Below are 14752 nucleotides of genomic sequence, written 5' to 3'. Positions count from 1 at the left end.
TAAAATGCGTGTGTGGGAGAAGGAAAGACTGAGCTAAGGGTATACCAATAAATTAAAATAAGTTAAATATAAAGGGCGGGGAATTTAACGGTGAAATAATTTGAAATGCTTTATTGCCGTAGCATCTTTGTGGTGTTAACAGTTAACGCATATCCAACATCACTGAAATACCTGGTCTCATATCCATTGAAAACTATCAGAATCCAATAAGTGAAAAGCCGTCCAAGTCCAAACCTGTGAAACCTGTCCAATCCTTATGATAAAAACCTAACGTTTACCAAGGATCCCTTATTAAGTAATTACCCCGCTTTTTGCGGGGTTTTCTTTTATGGCACCAACTTATAAAAACCTCTTGCATTACCCGAAATATGCTTATTTTTACTTATGCACGTTGGTTGCTTGCCACCTATTTCAATCAACTGCCATCATTTTACTTCTGGTTATAGGTTCATTTAGTACAGTGCTTCCCAACCCTTTGCAAGACAAACTATTCCCGCGCAATACATTCACTTAATGACCAATTAGTTTGATTTAGGGCTATCGTAGCCTGCATTGTAGTGTTTAGCTCTTAAAACCAGTTCTTCAAATGAAACAAAAACTTATGTGCATTTTATTCATCGATGATGATGAGCCAACTAATTTCCTAAACAAATTGCTTGTTGAAGAAATGGGTTGCGCGCATCATGTTCAGGTAGTTACCAGTGGCAGGGAAGCATTGGAATATTTAACCGGTAGCGGTGCATTTAATAATGGTACCGAGCATCCCCGTCCCGATCTTATTTTCCTTGATATTAACATGCCAGGTATGGATGGCTGGGAGTTCTTACAACATTATCAAAAGCTTCCATCAACACAAAAAGCGAATATTGTTATGGTAATGCTTACCACAAGTTTAAACCCCGACGATCAAATAGCAGCGCAGGAAAATGTGGAGATCTCCGGGTTCGAAAACAAACCGCTTCAACCAGAGGTGATCCAAAAAATAATAACCCGTTTTTTTCCTGAAGCCTGTTAACACCTTCTATCGTTGGTTATGAAAGATCAAAATGAAATCCTTCTCGAAAATGAAAAAGCATTCAAATCTTTATTTGAACATGCTACCATAAGTATTTTGGTAACCGACGAAAATGGTGATATTAACCTGGTTAATCCAAATGCCGAAAAGCTTTTTGGTTATACCAAAGAAGAACTTAGCGGAAAACCAATAGAACTTTTAATTCCCGAAAATTTAAGAGAAATACATCGCCAACACCGGCAACATTATTTTCAGGCTCCCAAAGCCAGGCCCATGGGATTGGGTAAAGACCTGTTTGCCCGCGATAAAAATGGCCGCACCTTTCCGGTAGAGATCAGTCTTGGTTATTATAAACTGGGCGCCCAAAAAATGGCTGTGGCATTTATAACCGATGTAAGCGAAAGAAAAAAAGCCGAAGCCATATTACGTGCCAGCGAAGAAACCACCCGGCTTATTATGAACTCGGCACTGGATGCTATTATTTGTATTGATAGCAATGGCTGCATCACGGTATGGAACCCGCAGGCCGAACAAATATTTGGCTGGAAGGAAGAAGAAGTAAAAGGCCGCCGCTTATCCGAGACCATTGTTCCACAACAACACCGCGAAGCACACGAAGCCGGACTGAAACGTTATTTAAATACCCGCGAGCAAAGTGTATTAAATAAACTAATTGAAATTACTGCACTCCATCGCAATGGTAAAGAGTTTCCCATTGAGCTAACCATTATACCAATGCGCCAAAATGATACCGATTTCTTTTGCGCATTTATTAGAGATATTACCGATCGGCGGGAAGCTGAAGTCAGGCAAAAAGAATATGCCGAAGACCTGAAGAGAAAGAATATCGAACTGGAGCAATTTGCCTATGTAGCTTCGCACGATCTACAGGAGCCGTTGCGAACTGTATCGGGCTTTGTTGAATTGTTGAAAAGGCATTATAAACACGAGGCCGATGAAAACGTTACCAAATATATCAACTATATAACCGATGCCTCGGACAGAATGCGGCGATTGGTGCAGGACCTGCTCGATTATTCAAGGCTGGGACGTGAACGAATTTTAGAACCCATCGACTGTAACCAGGTTGTACAGCAGGTTTTGAGTGATCTAACCATGGCTGTTCAGGAAAGTCATGCAGTTATTAACATCGATATGTTACCAACTATTTCCGGCTATGCTACCGAAATGAAACAGTTGTTCCAAAACCTGATCAGCAATTCGCTTAAATTTCGCAAACCGGGCGAACCGCCGGTTATCAACATTTCGGTAATGCCCAAGGATGACCACTGGCAGTTTAAAATATCCGACAATGGAATAGGTATTGATGAAAAATACTGGGAGCGCATTTTTATCATCTTTCAACGGTTACATACCAAGAATGAATATGAGGGAACTGGTATCGGCCTTGCACATTGCAAAAAAATTGCGGAATTGCATAATGGAAGAATTTGGGTTGATTCGGTTGTAGGTGAAGGAAGTACTTTTTATTTTACTATAAAGAAGCGATTTACGGATAAGTGGAAGTAAGGTAAAAAACTAAATTCTTTAGGGATATGAAATAAATATTTTATATCTTAGGAGTATAATTGTTCTACTATGGCTAAATATTATAAGTATTATCCGACTCTGGAGGAACGTAATAAGGCTGTAATGGAAGCCCTTGACGAAACATTTAAAAAAATCATGGCTTCAAAAGAAGCAGCAGATGATTTTTTCAAAAGGGCGGGGATAATTCTGGAAGATGCTCCAGAAACCGAAACTGATTCAAAGCCTTAAAAATCTAAATAATGGCTTATCATCAACCTTTTGAAATTTCAGCTTTTCACAGCTGTGATAGAGAGGTCGGCCTACGGATCTTAAACGGAGAGGATGACCTTATCGCAAGTGAAAATGAATGGGACTGGCTTGGCCCAGGTATTTATTTCTGGGAGCAAAACCCGGGTAGAGCATTGGAATATGCAATTGAATGTGCTTCTGGCTGGCAGAAGAATAAAACAAGAATAAAAACACCCTTTGTAATAGGCGCTATCATTGAGTTGGGGAACTGCTTGAACTTGCTGGAACCTGGTTCAATAGAAATGGTAAAAAAGGCCTATGATAAGTTCGCAGAATCTTGTGTAGAAAATGGTAAATCAATACCCGTCAATAAAGGCCCTATTAGAAAACTGGATTGCTCGGTCATTAAATGTTTGCACGCATCTACAGACGAAAATCAACAAAGCCGATTTGATACCGTTCGAAGTGCATTTAACGAAGGAGGTCAAATTTATCCAAATTCAAATTTTTACGATCGCCTGCATATTGAAATATGTGTTCGTAATCCCACTTTGATTAAAGGTTACTTTCTTCCAAGACCCATTGGGGAGTTTAACCCCTATCTTAAAAAGCAATATTCATTTTAGTTCTCCTTCAATCCGGCAATCACACCCCTCACCAACTCCGCCTCATACCCCTTTTGCAATAAATAATCGCTTGTCTTACTCATTTTTACAAACAGGTTCACACCTTCCCCCGTTACACTGTTCCATTTTTGTTCGGCCAGCTTATGCAATGTTTTCTCATAATCATCGTCATTAATTTCTTTCATTGCCTTGTTTACACAATATGCGCTTACCTGTTTTTGCTGCAGGGCATGTTTTATTTTAACCCGCCCCCATTGTTTCATACGAAATTTTCCACCCGCATACTGAATAGCAAACCGCTCTTCGTTCAGGTAATCTTCCTCAATCAATTGCGAAATCGACTCTTCAACCACTTGTTTACGCAAGCCAAAAGAATACAGCTTTTCTTTCACCTCCATATGGCAGCGCTCCTGGTAAGCACAGTAATGCCTAAGTTTTTGCAATGCCTGTTCCTTTGTTAATTGTTGCTTTCTCTGAAACATTGTAAATTAAACAGGCAATGAACAATTAAACTTTGCCAATTGTCCATTGCCTGTTGCCTTATTGATTTATTCTTCTATTCTATCTAAACAACCAAAATCATTCTTTAGCAGATCGTCATAATAATCTGCTTTCTTGAACAGGTTATCAAACACCTTTACACCCCCTTCCTTGGTAATATCGAGGTCGTACATAATGCACGATAATACGATATTCTGGTTCTGACAGCTTAACACCAAACTATTGGTGCGGTAATTCTCCTGCAACAGGAACTGGTAAAGCGGTTTTATTTTAAGCGCATCCTGTGGCAGCTGACACAAAAACGCATCGCCTACCACAAAGAAGTTTTCGGCATTGTAGGTGATCTTTATCTTGGCGCTTCCTTCACGCACTTCCCAGCGGTTTACGCCTTCGCGCGAAAGTTTTATGTCTTTTCCCAGTTCTTTCAAAATATCTTCAATGATTTTTGCTACACCGGTAGGCACTACCTCCTGCTCGGGCATAGTAGGCAATTTAACCTCGGTACCGCAAGCCGGGCAATACTTTTCCGAATCAATATTTTCGGGCAATACCAGGTAATCGCAACTATGGCAACGGGTACTGCTAACGCCTTTGTGTGGCGCATATAATTGCAGCGCCTGGCGCAGATAGCTTACCGGTAAAGCGAAACCAAGGTTATCGCCTCCCTGTACTTTAAACGAGTTTACGCCAATTACTTCACCATTGATATTTACGAGCGGGCCGCCACTGTTACCGGGGTTGATGGCCGCATCGATCTGAATAAATTTCAATCCATCGCGAATGCGATCAACTTTTGATATAACACCCTGCGTAGCGCTATAATTAAAGCCAAAAGGGTGACCAATTGCCAACACCTCATCGCCATCTTTTAAGGCATCGTAATTACCTAAACGAATTGTGGGAATTTCGGCATTGGCAGGCCCTTGCAAAAATGCCAGGTCGTGCTTGCGATCGGTATACCAAACCCGCGATAATGTTTTTTCAAATGTTTTACCGGCAATGGTAACCTCTGCATTATCCTGCACCACATGATCATTGGTTACTATTATATCATATTCCTTTAAATAAAACCCGGTGCCGGTACCGGTTTGCGTTGCTATTTGTATGATGGCGGGATGAAACTGTCCGATTATATCCTGAACCATTGATTAATATTTTTTGTAAGCGTGACACGCTTTGTAATGTTAGTTTGAATCGAAATTTAAAGCCGTGATCTCCGTACTAAAGCTGCTATTGAATGCAACCAGATTGTTAAACTTCAGCGTTTCCATTCTGAACACCAGTTTAGGATATTTAGGTTGCCACTCGGTAACGATCTGCTCTATCCGTTGGCGAATGGCTTCCGGATTGAATTGACCATTCAGCACCTCATAATACGGTACGGTAAAATTGAGCGCTTCGAAATATTCGCGGTAGTTGATCTGAAAGAATAATAATATCAGGTCACTCAGTGGCTTGGGTAAGCTGTACGAATACTGGCTGAACGAAAGCGCATACTCCATTACATTATTGGCAACCGTAGGATAGTTGTTATCGCGGTACCAAACCACATTCTGTGCAGCTGCATTTATAGCATCTGCCACGGTTTGGTGGTGCTGTGGAACTACAATAGAGAATGTATGTTTTGCACGGAACAGGTATGGGTACACATCTTCTTTCGTTTTGTTCATCAGCTTTTTGTACCCTTCAATCATACCCTGGTTACGCTCCATGGTCGATTTTTCGTCCTTACGGTAATAGATCTCCACAATCTTTTCAAGTTCGTTGAGCAGTTTACCATCCGGACAAACCAAATAATCGATACGGAAGGCCAGTGAAAGCAACAGGTAAGCTATGCCACCTGAAAACTTATCGGCATCCAGCGTTTCAATATATTCGAGGGTTTGTTTTACCCAAATCATCATGTGGTTGAACTTCACTTCTTTTTCCGCCTCGGGAATTGCAATGATGTGCTCAGTATCTACCGTTTGCAGGGCGGCAAATTCCTGTACCAGCAGGTCATCGAGTTTATCGGCTTTTACTGCCAGCTCTTTTAACCCATAATATAATTTATTGGGATTGGCAGTTTTTATATCGCTATCGAAGCGCATACACAACCGGTCGTTGTCGAGGGCGTACCGACTGTAGTAAAGGTTAAAATTCATTTCAAGCAGGCGACGCATTACCGGTACGCTGGCCTGGGGCATACGGGCCAGGGTTATTTCTGCCTTCAGACTTTCTTTGTCAAATTCGCCACGAACGATCTTGGAACCCTGAAATATCTGGAAAGTGCCATTTTCATTGTTTCGCTGCAGAATCACATTCTTCTCTTTGTCATCGGCCAGGTAGTCGAAAAATGCATCGATGCTTTCGTAGTAGGACTGTTGTTTGAACAGGTTATCGGCATCGGTCCAACGGCGTACTTTTTCAACCGTTTTGTTATTATCGGAATAGCGGCCAAAAGGAATATCCGGGTTTTCGGGCTTCTTTTTACCACGTCCGAAAAGTTTGTCAAACATATAAGGTTATATTGTTTTTAATACACAATCAGGTTCCTATATTAACACCAATATGGCTGATAAAATTGCTGTTTATATAATTTTTAATCAATGAGTTCCGAAAAATACCCACAAAGCTCAATGCCGAAGGCATAACATGGCACTCCGTACCTAACCAGATTCCGGAGGCTGGTTCAACCTTTAGCATTGCGCATTCAGCGAGTGTCCTCAGCCGGATTTAGCATTTTAATGGGAAAGCAGCCTTAACCACACCGGTCGGAAATTGAATGAATTATTGCCGTTTTGTAGTTAACGGACCCAACGACCTGCCTGGTGCTTCCTACGGTTTGGAAAGTGGTATTATTTTCAACCGGCACCCCGGTACATATTTCAGAAGCCGGTTTTTCAATACCGTCGGATGGCAAGATAGCGTATTTGTGGATTTCGTGTTTTAAAAAAACCGGGTAATTTGTTCAGTCATAACCCTATATTTGCTCAAATCTTAATCAGTTATATGAAGTTTATCGTTTCATCTTCGGCTTTATTGAAACAATTACAACAGATTAGCGGGGTGATCAATGCCAATACGGTGCTGCCGATCCTGGAAGATTTTTTATTTGACGTGCAAAAAAATCAACTATCGGTAGTGGCCACTGATCTGGAAACAGTAATGAAAATTCAGCTTGAAGTAGAGGCGAAGGACACGGGCCGGGTATGTATACCAGCCAAGATCCTGATGGATTCACTGAAGAACATTCCGGAGCAACCGCTTACTTTCAACATTGACAAAAATTACGCGGTTGAAATAACCAGCGATAATGGTAAGTATAAGGTTATGGGTGAAAATCCTGATAACTTTCCTAAAGATCCTGTGGCCGATGATACCAATTCATTTACAGTTAATTCATCTGCCCTGGTAACTGCCATTAATAAAACCCTTTTTGCGGTAAGTAACGATGACCTGCGTCCGGCCATGACAGGGGTATTCTTTGAAATGGATAAGAAAGGTTTGCAATTTGTTGCTACCGATGCTCACCGTTTGGTTCGTTACAAACGTACTGATGTAAGCTGTCCTAAAACCGATTCACTCATTGTTCCTAAAAAACCGCTTACCCTTTTAAAAGCGGCTATGCCGGTGAACGATGATGAGCTTACCATCAGCTACAACAGCAACCACCTGTTTGTAACGCATGGTACCACCCAGCTGAGCTGTCGTCTTATTGACGCCCGTTTCCCCGATTATAAAGTAGTTATCCCTACCGATAACCCATATAAATTGACAGTAAATCGCACCGATTTCCAGGGCGCTTTACGCCGTGTTGGTATTTTTAGTAACAAAAGCACCAATCAAGTTGTATTAAGTATCAGCGGTAGCCAGTTACAGTTAACCGCCCAGGATATCGACTTTTCGTTTGAAGGTAATGAGCGCATGAAGTGTCAGTACAATGGTGAAGACCTGCAGATAGCCTTCAACGCCAAATTCCTGATCGAAATGCTGAACGCTACCGATACCGATGATGTTACCGTTGAATTATCAACGTCTACAAAAGCGGGTATCATTCGTCCGGGCGACCAGGATGAAAATGAAGAACTGCTGATGCTGGTTATGCCTTTAATGTTGAATACCTGATCGCTATTTTTATATATTTCGCTATTACATACAGCAACCCCGCAAATGGCGGGGTTTTTTATTTTTACGATAGCGGAAAAATTTAGATGATAGCAAAACGTTTTAACTGCATCGTCTAAAAAATTTCCATGGCCTGTTTCTTTTTTTCTGACTCGTCTAAAAATTTCTGGCATCAAAAACTTTTTAGACACATCGGAAAAAAAATAATTGATAGTATAAAAATTTTAATTCATGACTTGAATCCTAAAATGCAGCTGTATAATTTTTCCTGGGTGTAAAAATTTAATTTTTTGACGTATAAAAAAAATTTCAAGCTCTCAAATCCTTTAAATAGCGCATTTTAAAAATTTTATATTGATATAAAATTTTTAATCCCTCCATAAATAAACCAGGCCTTTCCGCAGGTCATTTTATGCTTTCCCAGGCCATTTGCTAACGGATATTTTGGCGTAAATTACTGGTACAAACGATGTATGCCATGCAAGCATTTATGCAATTTTGGGAGAACATCGCCCCCTGGCAACGAATGGCCATTTTAATGGGCGGTATGATCTTCTTCTGGCTTATTGAAGGTTATTATCCCCTTTTCCGTTTTTCGTGGAAACGATATAAACATGCCGGCGTAAACCTCATATTTCTTACTACAACTGTTATTCTTAATATAGTATTAGGCTCTATCACCATCATTGCCTGCAAATGGGTTACCGATCATAATTTTGGTTTGCTGAACCTGTTCAACCTGCCGCTCTGGGCTAATATCATTTTAAGCCTGCTGTTTATGGATTTCTTTGCCCAGTATGCACCGCATTACCTGATGCATAAGGTAAAGTTTATGTGGAAATTCCATATGATCCATCACAGCGATACCAAGGTTGATGTTACTACGGGTACCCGCCATCACCCCGGCGAGTGGATATTTAGAGAATGCTTTACTATTATCGGCGTGTATTGTATTGGGCTTTCAATTGGAATGTATTTCTTATACCGCAGCATGTCGGCCATTTTCACGCATTTCAATCATGCTAATATTCATGTACCGGCCTGGCTCGATACACCCATTAGCTGGATCTTTGTTTCGCCCAATATGCACAAGGTGCATCATCATTATAAACGGCCATATACCGATACTAACTATGCTAATATCTTTTCCCTGTGGGACAGGCTGTTTGGCACCTTTGCCTACACAGATCCCAAGCAATTAAAGTATGGGCTAGATGTACTTGAAGATAGTACCGACGAGAGTTTGGGGTACCAACTGAAGTTGCCGTTCAATAAAAATATAAAGACGGATTATTGAGAAGTTCCTGTTACTGCTGCTGTTGAATCATTTCAAGATACCTTCTATACGAATTCTCATCAGTTTTATTACCGCCATTGGTAACGGGCTGTGGTGTTAATATAGTAGCCCGGTCGTCCTGTACATGACCATCTTCATAACTTACCGAAACACCCACTTCGAGGTTGTGGTTCGATGTGCCTTTATATGTTCCTTTTACGGGCGAACAATCGCTGAAATTTCGGCCCACGGCCAATCGCACATGCAGGTCGTTCACAAAACAGTTATTGGTAGGGTCAAGGCCCAGCCAGCCATAATTGGGAATATAAGCTTCTACCCAGGCATGGGTGGCGCCTTCACCTCGCATACCGTTACGGTTGGGACAAATATACCCACTCACATACCGGGCGGGAATACCTATCATACGCAACATCACCAGTAAAATATGTGCAAAGTCCTGGCAAACGCCGGCTTTTAATTTCCATATTTCGTCTGGAGTAGTTTCAACACTGGTAACACCCTGTATATATTGAAACTCGCGATAAACATATTCGTTGAGTTTTTGCGCGGTAGTCAGCGGCGTAACCTGCATATATTGCCCTACCTGGGTATCGCGTTTTATTTCACCTACCACTTCGCAGCTTTCCTGCTTAAGAAAATCAATATAGGGCACCTGGTATTTGATTGCCTGTAAAGCAGCCCATTGTTCTTCCTTTGGTAATGAATCTTCGGGCATTGGCCTGCTTTTGGTGACCACTTCAATTTTTGAATCTATCTTCAGTTCACTGTGTGCATCGGCAAACATGAAAGTACCCACTTCGTTACCATAATAATCTTTATACACCTCCACAACAGGTTCACCGGTAATGGCGAGGTCTTGTTTCAATACCGTTTGGTATTCATCCTTTACAGGATATAAAATGATCTGGTTGGCGCTATCGCGAACCGGCACCTCGTATGTATATCTTGTAACGTGATGAATTTTGAATTGTGGCATGGCTGACAAAAATACAAACTCCTTATTGGTTTTAAGAATAGGCAAAACAACATTGGTTCAGGGCATTGGCTATGGCGTACAGATCATTTTTGATGTCGATCAAATATTGATGCAGGTTTTGATTAATGATCGATTCCGCCGTTGAATAACGAACCTTACTCAGCAGCTTTCCTATCATAAAATCGAGCTGCTGGTAGTTGTTCACCTTACCTTCCTGTTTCAGCCTGTCGAAATAGCGTTGCAAGCGGGTAATTGAATATATAATAGATCGGGGAAAATGATTGTTCAGCACTAACTGCTCAACCACATTACGGGCTTCGAAACCTGTACGGTAGGTTTTCAGGTATAATTCGTAACCGGCAATGGAAAGCAGTAAATATTTCCAGTAAGGGGCATCGGCCGCGGTATCTATATCCGGGTTATTTATAAACCGCACATTCAGCAAATCGACCGTTAAAATGGCCCGTTCAAGAAATTTTCCAATATTCATAAAAGAATAGCCCTCCCCGCGCGACATGGTAATATCGGCCGTTCCGTAATATAACAAGCCTTGTTTTATCAGCACATCCAGTATAGTAATGGGATCATCTTTCTGCAACCAGTGGGCCAGCCACTCTTCCTTGGTGGTATGGTAATAATCGTTCAGGCATTGCCATAATTCTTTAGTAATGTGGTCCTGTACACTACGGGCATTTTCGCGGGCCCGTGTAACAATATTCACAACAGCATTGGGATTACCCTTGTCTGTAACAATATATTGCAGAATAGCCCGGGGATTTGTTTCCAGCTTTTTAGCTTCCGGTTCTTCCAAATAGGTAAACAACCGAAGTACCGGCCGCCACGAAAATTCTGAAATGCTATCCTGCGAATAGGCATAATTCACCTTCAACATTCGTAAAATACCATCACTTCGTTCAATATAACGGCTCATCCAGTATAAGCTATCGGCTACTCTACTTAACATTAATCAGTACGTTGTTTTAGTTTTCATTTCTGTATTTCCTTTCTCATTTCTCTGTTCCTCATTTTTCATTCTTCATTTCTATTATCCCGCCAGCACCCACGTATCCTTACTTCCACCGCCTTGCGAGCTATTCACTACCAACGACCCTTCCCTCAAAGCAACCCGGGTTAACCCACCGGGCACAATTTCAATCCCGTCTGGACCACACAAGGCATAAGGGCGCAAGTCAACGCGGCGCGGTTGCAATTTTCCCTGCATATAACAAGGCGCCGAAGACAAACTAATAATAGGTTGTGCAATAAACTGGCGCGGATCTTTATTTATAGCCGCACAGTAACTCATTATTTCTTCCTCAGTGGCCGTATTACCCATCAGCATACCATAACCGCCGCTTTCATTGGTCTTTTTCACCACCATGTTGGTAATATTCTTAAAAACATAGTCCCGTTGCTCCAGGTTATCGAGGTGATAAGTAGGTACATTCTTCAATATAGGTTCCTCGTTCAGGTAATATTTTATCATATCGGGAACATATAAATAAATAGCCTTATCATCGGCCACGCCATTGCCCACAGCATTTACAATAGCTACGTTACCCTTGCGGTAAGCATTCATTATGCCCGATACGCCCAATACGCTATTAGGATTGAAAGTGAGGGGATCAAGAAATTCATCATCAACCCGGCGATAAATAACATCCACCTGTTGCAGTCCAAAGGTGGTTTTCATATAAACCCGGTGGTTATCCACAACCAGGTCGCGGCCTTCAACTAATTCCACACCCATCAGCCTGGCCAGCGTGGTATGTTCAAAATATGCTGAATTATATATTCCTGGTGTTAATAAAACGATGGTGGGGTTGGCTATTTGCCTGGGCGAAAGGGAAACCAGATTCTTGTGTAAGATATTAGGATATTCTATTACACTTCGCACATTGTTCTGGGGTAGCAGATCGGGGAAAAGGCGTTTGGTTATTTCGCGGTTTTCAAGCATATAACTTACGCCACTGGGCGTTCGCAGATTATCTTCCAGAATATAAAATGAACCGTCATTATTACGTATAAGATCTATACCCGCAATATGCACATACAGGTCGTAAGGAACCGGCAGGTTATACATTTCGCGCAAATAATGCGGACAGCTGTATATCATATCAATGGGAACTACCCCGTCTTTTAAAATAAACTGGTTATGGTAAACATCTTTGAGAAAAAGGTTTAGCGCCTTCAGCCTTTGTTTAATGCCTTTTTCAATATGGCTCCACTCGGCAGCGGTAATTATGCGGGGAATAATATCGAACGGAAATATTTTTTCAATGCCTTCACCACTGCTATATACGGTGAAGGTAACACCCTGGCTCATAAAAAGGCGTTTAGCCAGTTCCTCCTTTTTGTTCAGCTCTTCAAGGTCCAGTTGCTGCATAAATTCTACCACCCGCTGGTATTGTTCACGAACGGTAGCTTGCGTGTACATTTCGTCCCAGGTATTGGTATCTACATAGTAGGTCTTCAGCAATTCGGTGGCTTGCATACAGAATAGTTTGGTTATAGTAACTGGCAGGCAAATCGCTGGAGGGAAAAGACGATCTATCCAAATATAACGAAATGACTGCGTTTAGCCAATCATTCATTGCTATATTCTTATCTTTATCGCGTATGAAAAAAATTGCAATGATCCCGGCCCGCTATGCGGCAACCCGGTTTCCTGCCAAATTGATGCAGCAGCTGGGTAATAAAACTGTTATTCGCCACACCTATGACAATACCGTAGCCACGGATTTATTCGATGAAGTATGGGTGGTGACAGATAGTGAAATTATTTATAATGAAATTGTTTCAAATGGCGGCAAGGCCTGTATGAGCCGTCAACAGCACGAAAGCGGCAGCGACCGTATTGCCGAAGCGGTGGCCGATATAGAAACAGATATTGTAGTGAATGTGCAGGGCGATGAACCTTTTGTAAAAAAAGAACCGCTTCAAAAATTGTTACAGGTATTTGAAGGCGAAGCAGGTGCTAAAGTACAGGTAGCTTCCCTGATGCAGGTGTTGAAAGAACCACAATTCATTGCCGATCCCAACTATGTGAAAGTAGCGGTTGATAAACATATGAACTCCCTGTTTTTCAGCAGAAGCATTATCCCCTACCCACGTAATAACGAAGCAGTGATCACCTATTATGAACATATTGGTGTATACGCTTTTCGTAAAGATGCGCTGATGAGCTTTACCACCTGGCCCATGACCCCACTGGAAGCCGCTGAAAAAATTGAATGCCTTCGTTATCTCGAAAATGGCGTTCCCTTAAAAATGGTAATAACAGATTATATGGGTGTTGAAATTGATACACCCGAAGACCTTGAAAGGGCAGCCCGGCTTTTACAATAATTATAATTAACCAACATGACGCAACCACTTTGGGGTATCGATTTGGGAGGAACCAAAATAGAAGGGGCCATCGTTCCTTCATTAGATAATCCACAACCTATTCTCAGGACCCGTATCGATACGGAAGGCCATAAAGGATACGAGCACATCATTGGCCAGATCGATAAATTGGTTCAAACAATGAAACAGCAATCAGGCTTGCAACCTGCCCGTTTGGGACTGGGTACGCCCGGTGTACTGGACCCCATTTTGCAAACTATGAAGAACTGCAACAGCACTGCCCTGAATGGACAGCCGCTGAAAAAAGACCTGGAAGAAAAGCTCGGAATTCCCTGTGTATTGGCCAATGACGCCAATTGTTTTGCCCTTGCCGAAACGCATTGGGGCGTTGTAAAACAACAGGCGCCCGATGCCAAAGTGGTGTTCGGTATTATTATGGGTACCGGTGTTGGCGGCGGTATTGTAATAAATGGCCATGTGTGGAATGGCAAACATGGCATTGCCGGCGAATGGGGACATAATTTCCTCGATGAATCGGGCGGCCCCTGTTATTGCGGCCGTACGGGTTGTGTGGAAACGGTTTTATCGGGCCCCGGTTTGCAACGGTATTATAAAAGTATTACCGGTTCCATGCTTTCGTTAAAAGATATTTTGGCCCACTCACTGCAGGGGAACGACCAGGCAGCCGTAAAGACCATCGACAGGCTTAACCATTTTTTTGGTAAGGCCGTATCGGTAATTACCAATATGCTCGATCCCGATGTTATTGTAGTTGGTGGTGGTGTGGGAAATATCGACAGTATTTATACTGCCGGTGTTGAATCGCTGCACAAATTCATTTTCAATAACCGCGTTGACGTTCAAATTCTAAAACCCAGCCTCGGCGATAGCGCCGGCGTTTTTGGCGCTGCGGCGTTAGTGGCGTAATTCGTAAAACGGAAAACGTGAAAGGGCTCGCGCGGTTTTGAGATTTACTTGTTTTTTGCACCAGCCATTTAAGGCGGCCCACAATAAAACGAAAGGGGTGAGTACCGCCGTACGGCGAACTCACCCCTTTCAATTATCCTTTTTTTCGTTATCCACTACATCTGCCCGAGTGTTCT

General features: G+C 42.1%; 14 protein-coding genes. 8 read left to right on the top strand and 6 right to left on the bottom strand.

Annotated elements, in window-relative coordinates:
* The first annotated feature begins 586 nt into the window (after positions 1–586).
* The 4 genes from GGD38_RS17440 to GGD38_RS17425 all read left to right on the top strand — a co-directional run bounded on the left by GGD38_RS17440 (position 587) and on the right by GGD38_RS17425 (position 3420).
* Entirely contained in the window at positions 587–1015 is a 429-nt protein-coding gene (locus GGD38_RS17440; RefSeq protein ID WP_375297532.1) for a response regulator, read from the top strand.
* An 18-nt stretch (positions 1016–1033) separates the two neighbouring features.
* A complete protein-coding gene (locus GGD38_RS17435; RefSeq protein WP_375297531.1) occupies positions 1034–2545 on the top strand; it encodes a PAS domain S-box protein in 1512 nt (503 codons plus the stop codon).
* A gap of 69 nt (positions 2546–2614) precedes the next feature.
* The gene (locus GGD38_RS17430; RefSeq protein ID WP_375297530.1) at positions 2615–2794 is read left to right on the top strand and encodes a hypothetical protein; all 180 of its coding nucleotides are present in this window, start codon (positions 2615–2617) and stop codon (positions 2792–2794) included.
* An 11-nt stretch (positions 2795–2805) separates the two neighbouring features.
* Entirely contained in the window at positions 2806–3420 is a 615-nt protein-coding gene (locus tag GGD38_RS17425; protein WP_375297529.1) for a hypothetical protein, read from the top strand.
* On the opposite strand, the gene GGD38_RS17420 is transcribed toward GGD38_RS17425, so the two are convergent.
* The 3 genes from GGD38_RS17420 to GGD38_RS17410 all read right to left on the bottom strand — a co-directional run bounded on the left by GGD38_RS17420 (position 3417) and on the right by GGD38_RS17410 (position 6419).
* Positions 3417–3902 (bottom strand): regulatory protein RecX, encoded by a 486-nt coding sequence (locus GGD38_RS17420; protein WP_375297528.1) that lies wholly within the window; start codon positions 3900–3902, stop codon positions 3417–3419. The genes GGD38_RS17425 and GGD38_RS17420 overlap by 4 nt on opposite strands.
* Before the next feature lie 66 nt (positions 3903–3968).
* Positions 3969–5066: a trypsin-like peptidase domain-containing protein gene (locus GGD38_RS17415; protein ID WP_375297527.1), complete on the bottom strand. Its 1098-nt coding sequence runs from the start codon at positions 5064–5066 to the stop codon at positions 3969–3971.
* Between the two features lie 39 nt (positions 5067–5105).
* The gene (locus tag GGD38_RS17410; RefSeq protein WP_375297526.1) at positions 5106–6419 is read right to left on the bottom strand and encodes a hypothetical protein; all 1314 of its coding nucleotides are present in this window, start codon (positions 6417–6419) and stop codon (positions 5106–5108) included.
* A 493-nt stretch (positions 6420–6912) separates the two neighbouring features.
* Here GGD38_RS17410 and dnaN point away from each other — a divergent pair, with 493 nt between their 5' ends.
* Both dnaN and GGD38_RS17400 read left to right on the top strand, forming a co-directional pair.
* Positions 6913–8028, top strand: coding sequence for a DNA polymerase III subunit beta (dnaN, locus tag GGD38_RS17405; RefSeq protein ID WP_375297525.1), 1116 nt, complete (start codon positions 6913–6915; stop codon positions 8026–8028).
* Positions 8029–8506: 478 nt separating this feature from the next.
* The gene (locus tag GGD38_RS17400; protein WP_375297524.1) at positions 8507–9325 is read left to right on the top strand and encodes a sterol desaturase family protein; all 819 of its coding nucleotides are present in this window, start codon (positions 8507–8509) and stop codon (positions 9323–9325) included.
* A gap of 10 nt (positions 9326–9335) precedes the next feature.
* On the opposite strand, the gene GGD38_RS17395 is transcribed toward GGD38_RS17400, so the two are convergent.
* From GGD38_RS17395 to GGD38_RS17385, 3 genes are all read right to left on the bottom strand, one after another.
* Entirely contained in the window at positions 9336–10301 is a 966-nt protein-coding gene (locus GGD38_RS17395) for a transglutaminase domain-containing protein (RefSeq protein ID WP_375297523.1), read from the bottom strand.
* Positions 10302–10332: 31 nt separating this feature from the next.
* Positions 10333–11265: an alpha-E domain-containing protein gene (locus GGD38_RS17390; protein WP_375297522.1), complete on the bottom strand. Its 933-nt coding sequence runs from the start codon at positions 11263–11265 to the stop codon at positions 10333–10335.
* Positions 11266–11346: 81 nt separating this feature from the next.
* On the bottom strand, positions 11347–12780 hold the full coding sequence (locus tag GGD38_RS17385; protein WP_375303706.1) for a circularly permuted type 2 ATP-grasp protein: 1434 nt from the start codon (positions 12778–12780) through the stop codon (positions 11347–11349).
* Positions 12781–12920: 140 nt separating this feature from the next.
* Between GGD38_RS17385 and kdsB the strand changes: the two genes are divergently transcribed.
* Both kdsB and GGD38_RS17375 read left to right on the top strand, forming a co-directional pair.
* The gene (gene kdsB / locus GGD38_RS17380; RefSeq protein ID WP_375297521.1) at positions 12921–13649 is read left to right on the top strand and encodes a 3-deoxy-manno-octulosonate cytidylyltransferase; all 729 of its coding nucleotides are present in this window, start codon (positions 12921–12923) and stop codon (positions 13647–13649) included.
* A gap of 15 nt (positions 13650–13664) precedes the next feature.
* Positions 13665–14576, top strand: a complete 912-nt coding sequence (locus GGD38_RS17375) for an ROK family protein (RefSeq protein ID WP_375297520.1) — start codon at positions 13665–13667, stop codon at positions 14574–14576.
* The last annotated feature ends 176 nt before the right edge of the window (positions 14577–14752 follow it).

Source organism: Niastella sp. OAS944 (assembly GCA_024809215.1).
Classification (GTDB): domain Bacteria; phylum Bacteroidota; class Bacteroidia; order Chitinophagales; family Chitinophagaceae; genus Niastella.
Note: the sequence above shows the minus strand (reverse complement) of the source record. Positions and strands in the feature narration are given on the sequence as shown.